Consider the following 15727-nt stretch of genomic DNA (forward strand, 5'->3'; position numbering starts at 1 on the left):
ACTTTTGAAACAACGCTGATTAATTCTGTACACCCCGAGGATTTTCATCGCGTCGGTTTGGTTTACAAAAAAACAGTAGTTTTACCCATTCGTACTGCGTAAACAGACATGGAAGAAAAGCAACCCATCATCAGCATCACCGGCCTTGAAAAATGGTATGGTAGCAAGCATATCCTAAAGGGCATTGACCTCGATATCTATCCCGGCCAGATTATCGGTTACATCGGGCCGAACGGCGCGGGTAAGTCGACCACCGTGAAAATACTTTGTGGACTGATCACCGATTTCAAGGGCACGGTGACCGTCGATGGCATCGACCTGCGGGGCGATGCACTCGCGGTGAAAGCCAAAATCGGATACGTGCCCGAAAATGCAGAACTTTATGATGTGCTCACCCCGCTGGAATACCTCGATTTCGTGGGTAAGCTCTACGGTATGGAAGCACCGGTCATTCGCAGCCGGGCAGAACGGCTGCTGGCAAGCTTCGGGCTCGGCGAACAACTCAACACGCGCATGGACACGTTCTCGAAGGGCATGCGGCAGAAGGTACTGCTCATCGCGGGGATCATCCACAATCCACGCATTATCATGCTTGATGAACCGCTGTCGGGCCTGGATGCCAATGCCGTGATTACCGTGAAGGAAATGATATCCCTGCTGGCAAAGGAAGGGAAAACCATCTTCTACTGCTCGCACATGATGGATGTGGTAGAGAAAATTTCCGACCGTATCCTGCTCATTAACGATGGCGCTATCGTGGCCGATGGTACGTTCGACTCCCTGAAGCACGGGCATGGCGAAACGTTGGAACACGTTTTCGCACGGCTTACGGGCCGGGCGGGTGATAGCAATGATGCCGCCCGGATCATTTCAGCCCTCGACGAACAATAGTAGGATGACCTCATGAATAAACTGATCCTCGAAATGCTGCTGCTGCCTGCGTTCCTATGGAAGCGCCTGGGCGTTGATTTAGCCAAACTCCGGTTAATCCTGACGGTCAAACTGGTCATCGATAACCGTCGCCCGATGATGTCGTGGGCAACCGGGTCGAAGAAAAAATCATCGAACACGAGCATTATCCAGACCATCGTGATGGCGGTGATGGGGGCGATGTTCTTATTGTATTATTTCCTCCTGGACGACTCTTTCGTCGCTGATTCCTTCTACTTTTTCTCCCTGATGTGCGTGTTGGCATTGATGCTGATCAGCGAGTTCTCAACCATCTTATTGGATACGCGCGACCAGTTCATCGTCTTGCCGCGGCCGGTAGACGACCGGACATTTTCGGTAAGCCGTATCCTGCATATTGGCATCCTCCTGCTTGGTTTATTGGTGGGTCTTGCCTTGCCGGGATTGATTTATGCCCTAGTGGCGAACGGCATCGTCGGAGGTGCCATTTTCCTCCTGCAAACCGTCATTGCCGGTATACTCACCTTGCTCATTGTCAATCTTTTCTACTTGATGATGGTGAAATGGCTCTCCGCACAGCGGTTGAAAGATACGGTGTCGATATTTCAGGTCGTATTTTCGGTAGCTATATTCTCATCCTATTATCTGGGACCGACATTGTTGCGTAGTGAATGGGTACAGCAATTGACCATCGCTTCTACACCGGCAGCGTGGTTATTGCCTCCCGTGTGGGTCGCTTCCATCCAACAGCTCGTCGTACCACCCTTTTCGGGGTTGGTGGTGGCGCTTAGCGTATTGGGTCTGCTAACCCCGTTGGTGGCGTTGTGGTTGGTGGTACGGATGTTTGCCACCGGATTCAATGACAAAATTGCGGCAATAGCCGGTGGGAGCGGTGGCGATACGGCACCTAAGGTAGCGCTTGGTCCCACCACGGCAAAGCGTACCCTTGGGGATCGGCTTGGCTCACTGGTTAGCCGTACACCGCTGGAAAGCGCGGGGTTTGCCATCGTGTGGCTCATCACCGGCCGGTCGCGGGAGTTTAAACAGAAAGTCTATCCGTCGCTGGGTTTCATACCGGTATATTTCGTGTTTCTCTTTTTCGTGGGTTTCGGTGGTGATGCGGAGGGGACAGGGAGTTCGCTGATGGCCAAATTGGAACGGATGCGCGAACAAGGCACATTCATTGTCTTGTTTTACCTGTCGATATTCACGCTGATGACGGTTTTCCAGTCCATTTCGCAGAGTGAGCGCTTTAAAGCGGCATGGGTGTATCATGCCGCACCACTACGCGCCCCCGGCGAATTGATGGCAGGTGTCCTCATGGCCGTGCTTGTCAAGTTCTTCTATCCCTATATTTTTATATTGGTCGTGATCGGCATCCCTGCGATGGGAGTTGGGATTGTTAACGATGCCCTGCTTGCTGCCGGTATTGGCAGTATCGAAGCCCTGTTGATTGCCCTGTTTTTGACCAAAGCATACCCATTTTCACGGCCTATCAAACAGCAGGGGGGACAGATTGTCGTGACGCTGCTATTGACGGGATTTGTGGGGCTGCTTGGATACGTCCATTATTTCTTTGCCGCAAATGACGCACTCATTTGGGGGATAGCTACCGCGGCGTGGATTGTTTTCATCATCCTAATGAAGTATTTCCGCAAAGAATTTCATCACCTTGTCGCTGTACCTACTACCTAACTGCTGCATCATCGTTAGCTCATCCCACCAACCAGTCTGGGAATACCCCGAGTAGCCATACCGCAACGGTGAGGAGCACAGCCAACCATAGGATGGAATGCCGCAACGGTTTTATTTCGGATTGGCTTTCCGCTGTTTTTAAGAAGGCATGCAACGGAATCTTGAAGTAAAAGAACAAGGAAATAACGGTGGTGAGTGCCCCCACGATCAACAGCACGACCATGCCGATATCACCTGTGGTCTGCCAGTCGTGGAAGACCGCAGTGAATACGAGCAACTTGGCCACGAAGCCCGAGGTAGGGGGGATGCCCGTAAGCGATATCATGATGAGGGTAAAACAAACCAGCGCCAGCGGCATGGCCCTGCCCAGACCGTGATATTGCCTCACGTCCACAGCTCCGGTGCGTGACTCGATGTAGCCGGTAAGCATGAATACGCCCATATTCATCAAGGAGTAGACCGCCAAATAGTATAATAAGATCGTATGGTCTTGGGCGGAATACGCCAGCACAGCCATCATGAGGAAACCGGTGTGGCCGATGGATGAATAGGCCATCATGCGCTTCACATCGGTCTGCCGCAGGGCAGCCAGGTTGCCCCAAAGCATCGTCACCGCAGCCGCAGCCACCAGCAGCAACCGAAGGTGCTGGTAGGCGAAACTATCCGGCGGCCATGCATACAGGATATTGGCCAACAGGGCAATACCGGCAATTTTAGGAGCGGTGGAAAGGAAGGCCGTAACCGGCGTGGGCGCCCCTTGGTACACGTCGGGCGTCCAGAAATGGAAGGGCACGAAGGTGAGTTTGAACCCGATGCCCGTGAAGACGAACAGGAGGGCGATGGTGACGAGCAAAGGCGATGCACCAGTAAGCCCCTGGATATGCTGGGCTGAGGTGTAGTCGAGGTTGCCCGTGAAGCCGTAGAGCAACGACATCCCGTAAAGCATCACCGCGGAGCACACGGCACCGAACAGCACGTACTTCATCGCCGCTTCGGTCTGCCGGGAATCCTTGGCGAGATAGCCGACCATCAGATAGGAGCCAATGGATACCATTTCAATGGCGATAAAGGTGAGAAGCCAATTGGAGGCGAGCGCCATGAGGTTCAGGCCGATCTGCACGGCCAGCAAAATAGGGTATAGATCGCCCGTTTTTTTGCGGTGCGCGCCGAAGTCGGGACTGGCATGCACGAAGCAGGCAAACAGCAGGCCGACGATGGCAATCAATATACGCATGTATTGGCTGACTACATCGGTGGCCACCATGCCGAATAATACGCCGTCGGCATCGGGCGCGGCAAGTTGGAAGCCACTGCATACGGCGGAGAGGGCGATCCCGATCAGCGCAACAGTGAACGTGGCGTGTCGCCACAGCCGGTCGACGAACAATCCGGTGAGGATGCTTGCCACGAATGCCGCGATCAGCACCAGTTCCGGTGCCAGTGCGGGCAATCCGCCGACGATGTGGTCCAGTCTTTCGCTTATATCGGGTAGTTGGGAAGTCATTTCGTTACTAATTCAACCAGCGCCAGTACCGACGCATTGATTTTGTCCAGTGCTAAGGCAGGGTATACGCCCAGCGCCAGCGCTAGCACCAGCATGGGCACCATAATCACCGTTTCGCGCGGCGATGCGTCCGTAAGCGCTTCAGACCATACCGCTCCTCCCTTGAGACGGGGCTGCCCGAAAAACATCCGCTGCAGCGTCCAGAGGAAATAGGCCGCACTCAGCAGGATACCAACGGAACCCGCGATGGCCATCCACCGGGGCAGCAAACCGTTTGCGCTTTCCGCATTGAACGCGCCGATGATAACGAATACCTCGCCGATGAATGCCGAGAACCCCGGCAACCCCAGTGATGCGAAAAAAGCGATTGCGACGAATACCGTATACCGGGGCATCAGCGTGGCCAATCCACGGAAATGGTAGATACCGCGGTCGTGCACCCGGTCGTAGAGCATGCCAACGAGGAAAAATAGGGCGGCCGACAGGAATCCGTGGCTAATCATCTGGAATAGTGCACCGGCCGTACCTTCCGTGGTGAATGAAGCCACGCCCAGCAGCACAAACCCCATGTGCGACACCGATGAATAAGCTATCATACGCTTCAGGTCGCGCTGTGCCAGGGCCACCAGCGCACCGTAGATAATGGACACCACGCCGATTAGGCCGAGCCACCAAGCAGATTGCATGGCCGCATCGGGGAATATGCTAAAGCAGATGCGCAGGATACCATATCCCCCCACCTTCAGCAGTACGCCCGCCAAAATGATGGAAATTGGGGTGGGCGCTTCCACGTGCGCATCGGGCAGCCAGGTGTGCAGCGGTACAATGGGCACTTTGATGGCGAATGCGATAAATAATACGATAAAACCGAGTAGCCGTGCCGGTATGCCGAAGAGTTCCTGGTTGGCCAATGCCGAGAAGAACGATCCGGGCACGTAGTTGGCCGGGTCCATCATGTGCAGCATGTTGAAGGTGTGTGCGCCCGTTTCGGGATTGGTCACCGAGAAATACAGTCCTACGATGACGAGTAGCATGAACACAGAGCCAAACAAGGTGTACAAAAAGAACTTGATGGCTGCATATTCGCGCCGTGCACCGCCCCATATCCCGATAAGGAAATACAGCGGCAGCAGCATCAACTCATAGAAGATGTAAAACAGGAAGAAGTCGAGCGCCGAGAATACACCCATCACGGCCATATCGAGGATCATCAGCAATACAAAATAGCCCTTCGCACTTTTCTGCACATTCCACGAGGCACCGATAGCAATGACCATCACCAATGCCGAAAGGAAAAGCAGCGGCATGGAAAGACCATCCACCCCGATGAAATAATCGATTTCCAAGCGGCCCAGCCCCCCCATGTCGAGCCGTATCCAAGGGATGTGGTCCACGAATTGGTACAAACGTTCCTGGGAGATGCCAGCACCTTTGGGATGAAAGAGGTAATACATGCCGCCGCTCAATACCAGCTGCAATACGCCAGTAGCGAGTGCGATGTATTTATAGGCATTCCGCTTGCCTGTAGGTACAGCAAACATCACCGTGGCGGCGACGAGCGGCAAGAAAATAAGTATGGTTAATAGATGCGGGTTCATGCTTGCACGATCATATGGTATAGCAAAATCACCAAAATTAATAAAAACAGGGTGGAAAAATAACCTTGCAGCCGGCCGGTCTGCGTGCGCCGTACCACGTTGCCCAATCCCCAGGCCAATTTCCCGATGAGCCGGACCAAGCCGTCCACGATACGCTGATCTACCCATCCTGCTGCTGCCGCGAGGCTACGCCCCAATGCGGTAAATCCATGTACGAGGCCATCCACCACATAGGTGTCTACCCAACGCAGCGCACCGGCAAACCGCAAGACCGTACCCACCACGAACCGGTCGTACATGCCATCCAGGTACCCTTGATGGAACGACAGCCGATAAAGCAAGCCGTCGGTTTTGAGGGCATAGGTGCCTTTTACGTACCAACGCCATACCAGTAGCGCAACCGCAACGGTGGCGAGCGCCGAACCGGTCGGGATGGCGAGGTGTAGCATCGGAAGCGAGGCGAACGGCTTCGTGACAACAAGTCCTTGCAAGAGCCATACATGGCCATCGTTCAACGGATGGAAGGTAAACAGCGGGAAGAGCGAACACACGGCTAAAACCAGCATCGGTCCGGTCATCCATACAGCGGGATCGTGCAGTTTGGCCTGGCCGTTGGCCAACGCCGGTGTGGCGGCAGTACCGAAAAACACCTTCGCCAGCAGGCGAAAGATGTAAAAGCTGGTGAGCACGCTCACGAAAGCCAATACATACGGTATGATGTGGGCTGCGCCCTGATGCAATGCTGCCCATTCGAAGGCATGGACCAACAGGGCATCTTTGGAAAGGTACCCCGAAGTGAGCGGGAAGCCCACCAACGCAAGCGAAGCAATCAGCATGGTTGCAAAGGTGACGGGCATATACCGGCGTAGCCCCCCCATGTTGCGGATGTCCTGCGGGTCGATACCAAGCCGGTGCTTATCGTTGAAGTGCTGCATCTCATGGATGACAGCTCCCGCGCAGAGAAATAGCAAACATTTGAAAAACGCATGCGTGGCTAAATGGAACAGTGCGATGGGATATAGACCAATGCCGATGCCTACCATCATGAAGCCCAGTTGCGACACGGTTGAAAAGGCTAATATTTTCTTGATGTCGAATTGGGTAAGCGCGAAATAAGCAGCAATCAAGGCGGTTACCGTGCCTGTGGCAGCGATGACGAGCAAAACGGTATCATCAAATACGGGGAAGATGCGGGCCAGCAGGAACACCCCGGCGGCCACCATGGTAGCTGCGTGGATGAGCGAGGACACCGACGTGGGCCCTTCCATCGCCGCGGGCAGCCAGACGTGCAGCGGGAATTGTGCCGATTTGGCCATGGCACCGAGGGAAAAAGCCAGTCCGGCAGCGGTAATCCAGCCCGCTGGTAATCCACCATGCAGGGTTGAACCCGCTGTACTGGCCCCCGCAGCTGTTGCGAAAAGCCCCTGTGGTCCGAAAAGGGCGTTGATGTCGAGCGTACCGAAGCCGGCGTACAGGATCGCGAAACCGATGAGAAAGCCGATGTCGCCGATGCGGTTGATGATAAATGCACGTTTGTTGGCCTGCACGGCGGCATCCTTGGTAAACCAGAAGCCGATAAGTAAGTAGGAGGCAAAGCCGACGATTTCCCAACAGACGTACATTAGCAGCAGGTTGTCGGCAATGACCAATCCCAGCATCGCCGCACAGAAGAGGCTGAGGAACGTCCAGTACCGGTGGATACCCGGATCGCCCTTCATGTAAGCCACCGAATAAATGTGTACGGGGAGGGCCACTACGGAGACCAACAGCAACATCAGCACGGCCATATTATCCAGCAGTAGGCCCACATGGAAGGCCTGCTCACCGATGGTGAACCACCGCCATTGGATGTGGATGGGCTCTCCGCCCCACACATTGGCAAAGGTATAACCTGCGGCAACGACACTCAATGCAATCGCTGTAATGGAAATAGCCCCGCTTTTGGCTCTTCTACCAGCTATGGCCGATAACAGGAAGCCTATGAACGGCAGCAAAACCGTCGCAAGGGCGGCCAGAAGTGGATATGTCGGTGTCGGTAGCGTCAAGGGTAGCTTAATCTTTTAATTGGTTGATGTCTTCCGGATTGATGGTCTTATGGTGCTTATATACGTTGAGGATGATAGCGAGGGCCACGGCCACGCCTGCTGCCGCCAATACGATGGCAAAGAGCGCGAAGGCCTGGCCACCGTAGTGCTCTGTGTCATAGCGCCCGAAAGCGACGAGGTTGAGGATCGCAGCGTTGATCATCAGTTCGATACCTACCAGTACCATAATCGCATTGCGGCGCGCCATGACGGCATACAGGCCAATCGAAAAAAGGCATGCACCCACAACGAGAAAATGCGTAAGCGTAATCATGGTGTATCCTCCTTCCGGGTCAGGTGGGCGGCCCCGATCAACGCCATCATAAGCAACACGGAGACCACTTCGAACGGCAGGAGGTATCTTGTCATCAACTGGATACCGATATGCTGGATGGTGCTGTCGGTAGGCGCGATGATGGTGCCCTCTTGTTCGGCAACCGCGATCCACGCAGGTTGTTGCGCCCCTAGCTGTAACGATGCGTACACGAGGATGGCCAGGAAACTGGCCGAAATCAATATGGCCTGCCATACCGGTAAGGCAAAAAAGTGAGCAGTACCCGTTTGCAACTGGTCCAGCAATGTTTTGTTAGACAACATGAACGCAAAGAGCATCAACACCAATACGCCGCCTACGTAAATGAGTATTTGGGTAATGGCTACGAAATCGGCCAATGCGAAGACATACAGGCCGGCCACGGAAAAAAGCACGATGAAAAACAGGAACAAGGCCCTTGCCAGGTTATGCATGCTGACCAGGACAATGGCTGAGCCGATGGCTATTATTGAAAAGGCGTAGAATACGAGTGCTTGCATTTATTTGCTTTTTGCCGCCTCCTTTTCAGCTTGGAATTTTGTCCATTCCCGTTTCTTTTCTTCCACTTCTTCCGGCGTCATATCAGCGAATGAATAGGTCAGCTCCGCCAAATTGGTCATGCTCCGGTCGTATTGGTCGGTCATGGTGATGCATTCCGTGGGGCACACCACCGTGCATAAGCCGCAATACATGCATTTAGCCATATCGATGTCGAACTGGGCAGCATAGAGACGTTTGACACTGCCGTCCGACGTTTTTCCGATCACGTCGGTGGCTTTTACCGATTCGATGGTGATGCAATCCACCGGACAGGCTTTTGCACACAGATCGCAGACGATGCAGTCGTCGATTTCGACATCCAGTTGGTAACGGGCTACTTCGGGAATGGGCATTTTCTCTTTCGGAAATTGTACCGTCGTTACGCCTTCCTGCTGTTCGAAATAATTTGCCTTACGGACATCCACCACACCGCGCGACCGCCGTGCACCGAAGAAGTGCGCCAGGGTAACCGCCAATCCCTTGGCAGCGGTAATGAATGCCTGTATGGTTATTTTAAACATTTTTTGCTATTTGCTATTTTGCCATATGCTGTTTGCCGTCTCATATCTCAAAGCTAAACCATCACCCACACCCGCCATATTCCCGAAATGGCCATGCATAGGAATGCCAGTGGCGTCAATACTTTCCAGCAGAGTGCCATCAGTTGGTCAGCGCGCAATCGGGGTAATGTCCATCGGATCCACATCTGTATGCCCACGATGAGCAGGGTTTTGGAGAGCGTCCAGAAAATACCCCAAGCCAATCCGGTGGTCCAGTCGGCCAGTTTCACTGCACCGATATTGGGTAGGGGCGTATTCCAACCGCCTAAAAACACGACAACGCCAATCATCGCTACCAGGAACATCATCGCATACTCGGCGAGGAAAATAAAGGCGAACCGGAGTCCGCCATACTCGGTATGGAACCCGCCTACCAGTTCCGACTCAGCTTCGGGGATATCGAACGGTGCCCGGTTGCATTCGGCAAGAGACGCAATGAAAAAAATCACGTAGGCGAGTAGCAGGTGAGGTGCTTGGAAAATGTTCCATGCGAACAGTCCACCAATAGGGGTTACATCCCACACCCCGGCGAACAACAAGCGCTCGACGGTCTGTATACCTTGATTGATTACGATTTCGCGAAGATCAAGCGTCTGCGTAATCATGACTGCTGCAATCAGCGCCAGGCCCGAAGGGATTTCGTACGAGACAATCTGTGCCACCGCACGCATGGACCCCAGCAATGAAAACTTGTTGTTCGAGCCCCAGCCGGCCATCAATAAGCCGATGGCATCGACGGAAATGATGGCGATGACAAAGAAAAGCCCTAGATACAGGCCGGATGGTGCCATGCCGGGGGCCCAGGGCATTACGGCGAACCCAAGGAATACAGCTACGAAAATAATGACGGGTGCGGCGGCGAAGAGGGCCTTATCGGCCGCCGCGGGCGTGATGTATTCTTTCTGGATGAGCTTCAGGATGTCAGCCAGGGTTTGCAGGCTACCGTATTTCCCGGTCTCCATCGGACCGAGCCGGTCTTGCACAAACCCCGCTATTTTACGCTCGCTGTAGACCGCAAACAAGGTAAAGGCGGCAATGAATCCGAACAGTATAGCACCAACAAGAAGGTATGTAAGGTAAAAAGCCACGTTGCGCTGCTTGCTTAAAATATCGTGCAAACTTAACGATTTGATGGGATAATATATAGTAAGTTAATAGATTATTGTTTTATCAGCTTTTCCGGCAAATATGCGCGACTGTGGAATCTATTGCACGTGCCAAATTGTTGGTGAAGAATTAACCAAAAGGTGCTGTTTTTTTCCTACTTTTATCGTCGATTTACCGATGAATGAACGAACTGCCCGATTTCCGCGCGCCATCATGCTACATATCGCAAAGACATTACTACCGATTCTATTATCCGTTAGCTACCTTATACCTGCCGCTGCGCAAAATTACGCGATTACCAAATTGAAGCTGTTCCCCGATCGCGAAGAGGTGTTGATAAAGGACGTGACGCGCGATAGTAGGGGGTTTATCTGGTTCCTCACCAACGGGGAAATCTATCGATATGACGGGTACCGGTCGCTGGATATCCTAAAAACCATCGCCGGCCAACTACATACGGATGATATGCCGCAGCGTATCCTGGTTGACCAACGGGACCGTTTATGGATGGCCGGAAACGCCAACCTGAGTTACCTCGATCTGAAAACGTGGACGGTACAGCCAGTGGATTCGACCTTGCTGCCGCCCATATCGGACCGCGCAGTGTACTGGATGAAGCGTGTGGCAGATTCGACGTTGGTGATTGCTTATGAAAACGGCCACCTGTTGCTTGTGGAAGGCGGTCGGTACATACTTATCGATGACCTGTACAAGCTGGGGGTGGGAGTCAATAACAACAAGGTTTTCCCGCGGAGTGTCACGATGTGGCGCGGCAAATATTGGGTAGGTACCTCGGTGGGAACATTATTATCTATCGATCCCGATCGAGGGTACGCCATTAAATACCACGAAATACCCGGCATAAGTAACGTGGTCATGAGTTTGATTGCCCAACCCAAAGGGCTTGTACTCGATGTCTACGAGCAGGGCGTTTTTCGGTTCAAAGAAGCGGGGGCTGTGGAAAAGGTGACCACCGAGGGGTTTGCGGTCTCGGCCGATAAGTTTAACGTATTGCAGGAAGGTGGGCAGATACATGCTTACGCCGATGCGGAGTCGGTATGCGTGTTGGATACCAATCTCCACGTTTTGCAGCGATTGGATATGCCGTCGCTGCACCAGTTCCAGACCGCTACAGTCAACATAACTGACCGCGAGGTGCTGCTCGGTAACGAAGAGGGCATTTTTGTTGTTTACCCGAAGACCAAGGGGCTGTCTGACTTGGTGCCGGCCAACCTGAGCGCAAACAAAAGCACCCGGGGAATCCACGTGTTTCCCGATGGTTCCATTTTTTGCGCTACCTATGGCGGAGCGAGTTACTTTGAATCTGACGGCACATTCCACACATTCCCGGAGCTTAAGCATGCTTATGCGGTGCTGCCGATGAATGACAATGAGCTGCTCATCGGTACGGAGGGCGGTTTTCTCAAGCATTTCAACCGCCGTCGCCGCCGTGTCGAAAACCTGCAGTACACGCTCGCTGCAGGTGCCCGGAACCTCCACGCCTTCAACCTGCCCGACTATGTGCTTAATTTGGCAGAGACGGACACCGATTTCTTGATCGGAAGCACCAATGGGCTTTGGCTGTTAGCGAAGGAAAACTACCAATTGAGCCGTGTTGAAGCAGCTACCCAAGGGACGCAACTCTCCGACCTCCATGTGCGCCATATCCATGTGATCGATTCAGGTAACCTGCTGTTGAGTACCAATTTAGGGTTGTTTGAGCTCCTTGGGCAAACTTTGGTGAAGCGCTTCCCGCAGTCTGGCAACCTAGGTATTTATAAGTCGCTGGTGGTGGGCGATACACTGTGGGTGGCGACCCAAGGCAATGGATTGGTGGCTATCGATCGCGACGGACGTGCACGGCAAACGTATACCGCCAACGAGGGGCTAAGCAACAACCTCGTTTATAGTGTGGAGCATGCAGCGGGGATGTTGGTTGTCGGTACGGCAGATGGCTTGAACCTGATTAAGGGAGAGCAGGTGCGCCGTATCGGCACGGCCGAGGGGTTGCGTCAATCGGAGTTCAACGCTGGAGCCTCTTTTTGGGATAAGCCGAGAAATCGTATGTACGTAGGTGGATTGATGGGGTATACGGTGCTCGACATGACACAGCCCTGGTTTGATAACCAGCGCCAATTGGAAAGTTTCGTGACCGAGGTGCACACATCGACAGGGACCGCAGGCGAAAAGCGATCTGATTACACGTGGCCTTATCATGGACTACAAGCATTAATACTGCAGCCCGAACAAAGCCTGACCGGCTTTTATGTCGGAACGCCGGGAAACTACCGGGTGAACAGCGAAATCCGGTATGCCTTCAATGCGGGCGACTGGGAAGAACTTGGAATGGGCCAGTTCATCTCGCTGATCGAGCCATCGCCGGGCGAGTACCGTATCCAGATCGATACGCGCAGCACGGGTATGGAAGGCACTCAAAAGGAATTCGACATCGTTAAGCGACCGCGTTACTACCAAACGTGGTGGTTCAATATACTGGTGTTGGCAGCCGTTGCGGGTATAATCGGTGCTTTTTTCAAATATCGCGAAAACCTGTCGCGGAAAGAAAAGAAAATGCGCATCAAGATTGCCAGTGACTTACACGACGAGGTGGGCAGCTCGCTTACCCGCATCTACTTCCAAGCAGACATGCTGTCTGCCAACCCTAAGAGCTCATCAGACGATAGGCAACTGCGGCAGATCGCCGATACCAGTAAACAGGCGCTGCTTACCATGAGCGATATGGTGTGGTCCATCGACTCGCGGTTCGATACGGTAAAAGATCTGGTGATCCGCATGAAGGACTACCTTTTCAAACTCCGTGAAGAGTTGGAAATTACTTACCGGTTTGATGTGCGGGGCGACCAGGCATTGCGGACCGTAACGCAGCTTGTGCGGCAAAATCTGTTTCTCATCTTCAAAGAAGCGCTGACCAATGCCATTAAATATGGCGATGGTTCGGAAATCACCATCGATCTGAACTTCGGTCGCACCATCCAACTTACTGTCAGGAACCGGTATGCCGGAGGGAATGGCCCCATCACCGATCACCAGGGTGGGCGTGGGCTGGAAAGCATGCGGCTGCGGGCATCCCGGGTGGGCGGGGAGTTGACGTACACGGCAGTAGGTGGTGTATTTAGCCTCCATTTGGTTATCCCTTGATGTCCGTTGCCCACGCACTACCCAAAAAGGGGGGTGTATTTTAATGAACTATACCTACCTTTACCTTATGATACGCCTAGGCATTATTGAAGACGACGAACAGATCAGGAATATGCTGGTTGATTTTTTCAACGAGCAGCCCGGTTTTTCGTGCTTGCTGTCCGCACATTCGGTGGAAGCATTTTTCGAGCAATGGAAGGAGGATGTTTTTCTGGATGTCATCCTTTCTGATATCGGCCTGCCCGGTGAGTCGGGCATTAAAGGCGTGAAGCGCATCAAGAAACATGCGCCGAAGTGTGAGGTGATTATGCTGACCGTTTATGACGATGCCAACCGCATATTCCAGGCGCTGTGCAATGGTGCTTCGGGTTACTTGCTTAAGCAAACCCCGTTGCAAAAAATCAAAGAAGCCATTGTGTCACTCCATGAAGGCGGTGCACCGATGTCGCCGGGCATTGCGCGGAAGGTGGTGGAATATTTCAACCCCAAGGGCACGACCGACCTTTATGAGAAATTGACCCCACGCGAGGCCCAGGTGGTGGAGGCCATCGAAGAGGGGCTGACCAACAAAGAAGTGGCCATCCGGTTTGATATTTCGTTGGAAACCGTGAAATTCCACATCAAGAACATCTACGAGAAACTGCAGGTCAACAGCCGCCATGCGCTGATTAGCAGGAAGTATAAATAGGTTACCCTTCCTGCCACGGCCCCAACTGCCCGACGTACGCACTCTTGCTGTATTGTTTTTTGCTGGCGCTGTGTACGAATAGATAAACGTGGAAAGGAACCGCCCAAAGCTGGGGCGGCAGGTTGACTTTGATATACCCTTCGTTGCGTTTGCATACGTGGGTGTTGCGTGCAGCGATGCCCCTTTGCGGACTGTATACTACCAATACTACTTCATCGTTGGCCCGTGCAAGCGGGGTCTCCCTGCTGGAGAAATAAACTTCCAGCGTCTGTTCGCTAAGCACCACATCTTCCGCCAACAGGCCGGGCAGGATACCCGTGCTGATGCCGACACGCTCGGGGATGACGTGCTGATCGGGATAATCACCTTCCAGCGCATCCTGCATCAGTTTTTTGAGGGCTTGGCCGAAAGCTTTCTTTTTGCTACCCTTGCCATGGCCCAGCCAGCTTTCGGAAATGACCGAACGTAAGGGATTGAGGAATGCCATGGCGAGGCGCATCCGTTGCTGGACGGCAAGTTTGCCATAGGGTTTCTCTGTTTTCGTGGGACTGTTACGATCGTAAAGGAGGTCCATATCGGTTGGTTTTAAGATTCGCTTGATAGGGGAATGTATACGGTAGGAGAGGCCCGCTTCTGCAGTTTGTCAACGAAGAAAATCCATGTATGTAGGCCCGTGGTACATTTATCGCCAATCAGATCGATAACCGCGATGCCGTCCTGTCGGGTAATATCCTGCTCACTCCCATAAAACCGGTCGTTTTCGGGGTTGTATATCAATACATGGGCAGTATCATCCATTTCACCACCCATGCCATAGGTTTCGGTATGCCAGGTAACCGTAACGTGGCCGTTTGCGAGCCATGCCTTTTCCGCTCCGGCGGTATATAGCGATCCGTGGCTGAATTGCATCGCCTCATAGTTGAGCGATATGTGTTCCCCATCGACCAAAAACGCATGGTCATAATTCAGGCTGAATGCGGCATTCACACCTGTGGCTTTGGCTAAGAAGGGTTTAAGGCCAATGTTCAGAAATTTCGAAATCGGCTGGAGAAATTGGGTAAGCAGTTTAAACCGTTGTTGCTGGACAGCCTGTTGAGGGGAGGGCGTACGCTTGGTGCCTTTTTCCGCTGCAACCCTTTGATGTAATCGATTTTTTTCCAGCTACTTCCCACCACGGAGCCTGCTTTGCCCTTGAATGGCCCGTTGATGCCTTTTTTGATGATGCCCATGATTGCGACGTTTTAAATACGGCTATACTTGGTAATGTACAGGGTCTCGCCCCTGCGAGTATACACTTTTCCCCCTGTTCTATTAATAGATATTTTATAAAAATTATATAACACATATTTTAAAATTATATGAAAACCTTTATTAAACTTATGTTTAACCTATTTTCATCGTATAAAATACGATGAAAATACGATGTATTTACGATAAAAATACGATCAAATATAAAATATATATAGTAATAGAATAAGTAACTAATCATTTTTAATTACTAGTGATGCGTTAAGTTTTTGCATCAAATAAGTTCCATATTTCTTGTTCTTTGACATTTTGATTTTTTTGA

The 15727-nt window shown here is 52.5% G+C and carries 14 protein-coding genes; 4 read left to right on the forward strand and 10 right to left on the reverse strand.

The genetic code is table 11. The features are described 5' to 3' along the window. Positions 1–108: 108 nt before the first annotated feature. Positions 109–891, forward strand: coding sequence for an ABC transporter ATP-binding protein (locus ACEVG1_RS07150; RefSeq protein WP_374742928.1), 783 nt, complete (start codon positions 109–111; stop codon positions 889–891). 12 nt (positions 892–903) lie between these two features. After that, the gene (locus tag ACEVG1_RS07155; RefSeq protein WP_374742929.1) at positions 904–2604 is read left to right on the forward strand and encodes a hypothetical protein; all 1701 of its coding nucleotides are present in this window, start codon (positions 904–906) and stop codon (positions 2602–2604) included. 19 nt (positions 2605–2623) lie between these two features. Here ACEVG1_RS07155 and ACEVG1_RS07160 read toward each other — a convergent pair whose 3' ends face one another. The 7 genes from ACEVG1_RS07160 to ACEVG1_RS07190 are packed head-to-tail and all read right to left on the reverse strand — an operon-like array spanning position 2624 to position 10291. Next, positions 2624–4108 (reverse strand): NADH-quinone oxidoreductase subunit N, encoded by a 1485-nt coding sequence (locus ACEVG1_RS07160; RefSeq protein WP_374742930.1) that lies wholly within the window; start codon positions 4106–4108, stop codon positions 2624–2626. Beyond that, positions 4105–5706 carry a NuoM family protein gene (locus ACEVG1_RS07165; RefSeq protein ID WP_374742931.1) on the reverse strand — a complete coding sequence of 534 codons (1602 nt, stop codon included), beginning with the start codon at positions 5704–5706 and terminating at the stop codon, positions 4105–4107. The genes ACEVG1_RS07160 and ACEVG1_RS07165 overlap by 4 nt, the downstream gene beginning before the upstream one ends. Then, positions 5703–7751: an NADH-quinone oxidoreductase subunit L gene (locus ACEVG1_RS07170; RefSeq protein WP_374742932.1), complete on the reverse strand. Its 2049-nt coding sequence runs from the start codon at positions 7749–7751 to the stop codon at positions 5703–5705. Before ACEVG1_RS07170 ends, ACEVG1_RS07165 begins: the two co-directional genes overlap by 4 nt. A 7-nt stretch (positions 7752–7758) precedes the next feature. After that, on the reverse strand, positions 7759–8064 hold the full coding sequence (gene nuoK, locus ACEVG1_RS07175) for an NADH-quinone oxidoreductase subunit NuoK (protein WP_374742933.1): 306 nt from the start codon (positions 8062–8064) through the stop codon (positions 7759–7761). Further along, positions 8061–8603 carry an NADH-quinone oxidoreductase subunit J gene (locus ACEVG1_RS07180; protein ID WP_374742934.1) on the reverse strand — a complete coding sequence of 181 codons (543 nt, stop codon included), beginning with the start codon at positions 8601–8603 and terminating at the stop codon, positions 8061–8063. The genes nuoK and ACEVG1_RS07180 overlap by 4 nt, the downstream gene beginning before the upstream one ends. Then, positions 8604–9164: a 4Fe-4S binding protein gene (locus ACEVG1_RS07185; RefSeq protein ID WP_374742935.1), complete on the reverse strand. Its 561-nt coding sequence runs from the start codon at positions 9162–9164 to the stop codon at positions 8604–8606. It abuts the gene before it with no gap. A 53-nt stretch (positions 9165–9217) separates the two neighbouring features. After that, the gene (locus tag ACEVG1_RS07190) at positions 9218–10291 is read right to left on the reverse strand and encodes an NADH-quinone oxidoreductase subunit H (RefSeq protein ID WP_374742949.1); all 1074 of its coding nucleotides are present in this window, start codon (positions 10289–10291) and stop codon (positions 9218–9220) included. Between the two features lie 196 nt (positions 10292–10487). Here ACEVG1_RS07190 and ACEVG1_RS07195 point away from each other — a divergent pair, with 196 nt between their 5' ends. Beyond that, positions 10488–13469 (forward strand): sensor histidine kinase, encoded by a 2982-nt coding sequence (locus ACEVG1_RS07195; protein WP_374742936.1) that lies wholly within the window; start codon positions 10488–10490, stop codon positions 13467–13469. A 43-nt stretch (positions 13470–13512) separates the two neighbouring features. Further along, the gene (locus ACEVG1_RS07200) at positions 13513–14157 is read left to right on the forward strand and encodes a response regulator transcription factor (RefSeq protein ID WP_374742937.1); all 645 of its coding nucleotides are present in this window, start codon (positions 13513–13515) and stop codon (positions 14155–14157) included. Between the two features lies 1 nt (position 14158). On the opposite strand, the gene ACEVG1_RS07205 is transcribed toward ACEVG1_RS07200, so the two are convergent. The 3 genes from ACEVG1_RS07205 to ACEVG1_RS07215 are packed head-to-tail and all read right to left on the reverse strand — an operon-like array spanning position 14159 to position 15386. Next, a complete protein-coding gene (locus ACEVG1_RS07205) occupies positions 14159–14731 on the reverse strand; it encodes a DUF6266 family protein (protein ID WP_374742938.1) in 573 nt (190 codons plus the stop codon). Between the two features lie 11 nt (positions 14732–14742). Further along, positions 14743–15222, reverse strand: coding sequence for a DUF6266 family protein (locus tag ACEVG1_RS07210; RefSeq protein ID WP_374742950.1), 480 nt, complete (start codon positions 15220–15222; stop codon positions 14743–14745). After that, a complete protein-coding gene (locus ACEVG1_RS07215; protein WP_374742939.1) occupies positions 15183–15386 on the reverse strand; it encodes a hypothetical protein in 204 nt (67 codons plus the stop codon). The genes ACEVG1_RS07210 and ACEVG1_RS07215 overlap by 40 nt, the downstream gene beginning before the upstream one ends. Positions 15387–15727 lie beyond the last annotated feature (341 nt).

It is taken from the genome of Parapedobacter sp. 2B3, assembly GCF_041925275.1.
Taxonomy (GTDB): Bacteria; Bacteroidota; Bacteroidia; order Sphingobacteriales; family Sphingobacteriaceae; genus Parapedobacter; species Parapedobacter pyrenivorans_A.

Bases quoted from the DNA above. Each gene is read 5' to 3' on its own strand.
- ACEVG1_RS07195 (WP_374742936.1), top strand. From the start codon at position 10,488: ATGAATGAACGAACTGCCCGATTTCCGCGCGCCATCATGCTACATATC.
- nuoK (WP_374742933.1), bottom strand. From the start codon at position 8,064: ATGATTACGCTTACGCATTTTCTCGTTGTGGGTGCATGCCTTTTTTCG.
- ACEVG1_RS07205 (WP_374742938.1), bottom strand. From the start codon at position 14,731: ATGGACCTCCTTTACGATCGTAACAGTCCCACGAAAACAGAGAAACCC.
- ACEVG1_RS07160 (WP_374742930.1), bottom strand. From the start codon at position 4,108: ATGACTTCCCAACTACCCGATATAAGCGAAAGACTGGACCACATCGTC.
- ACEVG1_RS07165 (WP_374742931.1), bottom strand. From the start codon at position 5,706: ATGAACCCGCATCTATTAACCATACTTATTTTCTTGCCGCTCGTCGCC.
- ACEVG1_RS07180 (WP_374742934.1), bottom strand. From the start codon at position 8,603: ATGCAAGCACTCGTATTCTACGCCTTTTCAATAATAGCCATCGGCTCA.
- ACEVG1_RS07155 (WP_374742929.1), top strand. From the start codon at position 904: ATGAATAAACTGATCCTCGAAATGCTGCTGCTGCCTGCGTTCCTATGG.
- ACEVG1_RS07200 (WP_374742937.1), top strand. From the start codon at position 13,513: ATGAACTATACCTACCTTTACCTTATGATACGCCTAGGCATTATTGAA.
- ACEVG1_RS07215 (WP_374742939.1), bottom strand. From the start codon at position 15,386: ATGGGCATCATCAAAAAAGGCATCAACGGGCCATTCAAGGGCAAAGCA.
- ACEVG1_RS07150 (WP_374742928.1), top strand. From the start codon at position 109: ATGGAAGAAAAGCAACCCATCATCAGCATCACCGGCCTTGAAAAATGG.
- ACEVG1_RS07185 (WP_374742935.1), bottom strand. From the start codon at position 9,164: ATGTTTAAAATAACCATACAGGCATTCATTACCGCTGCCAAGGGATTG.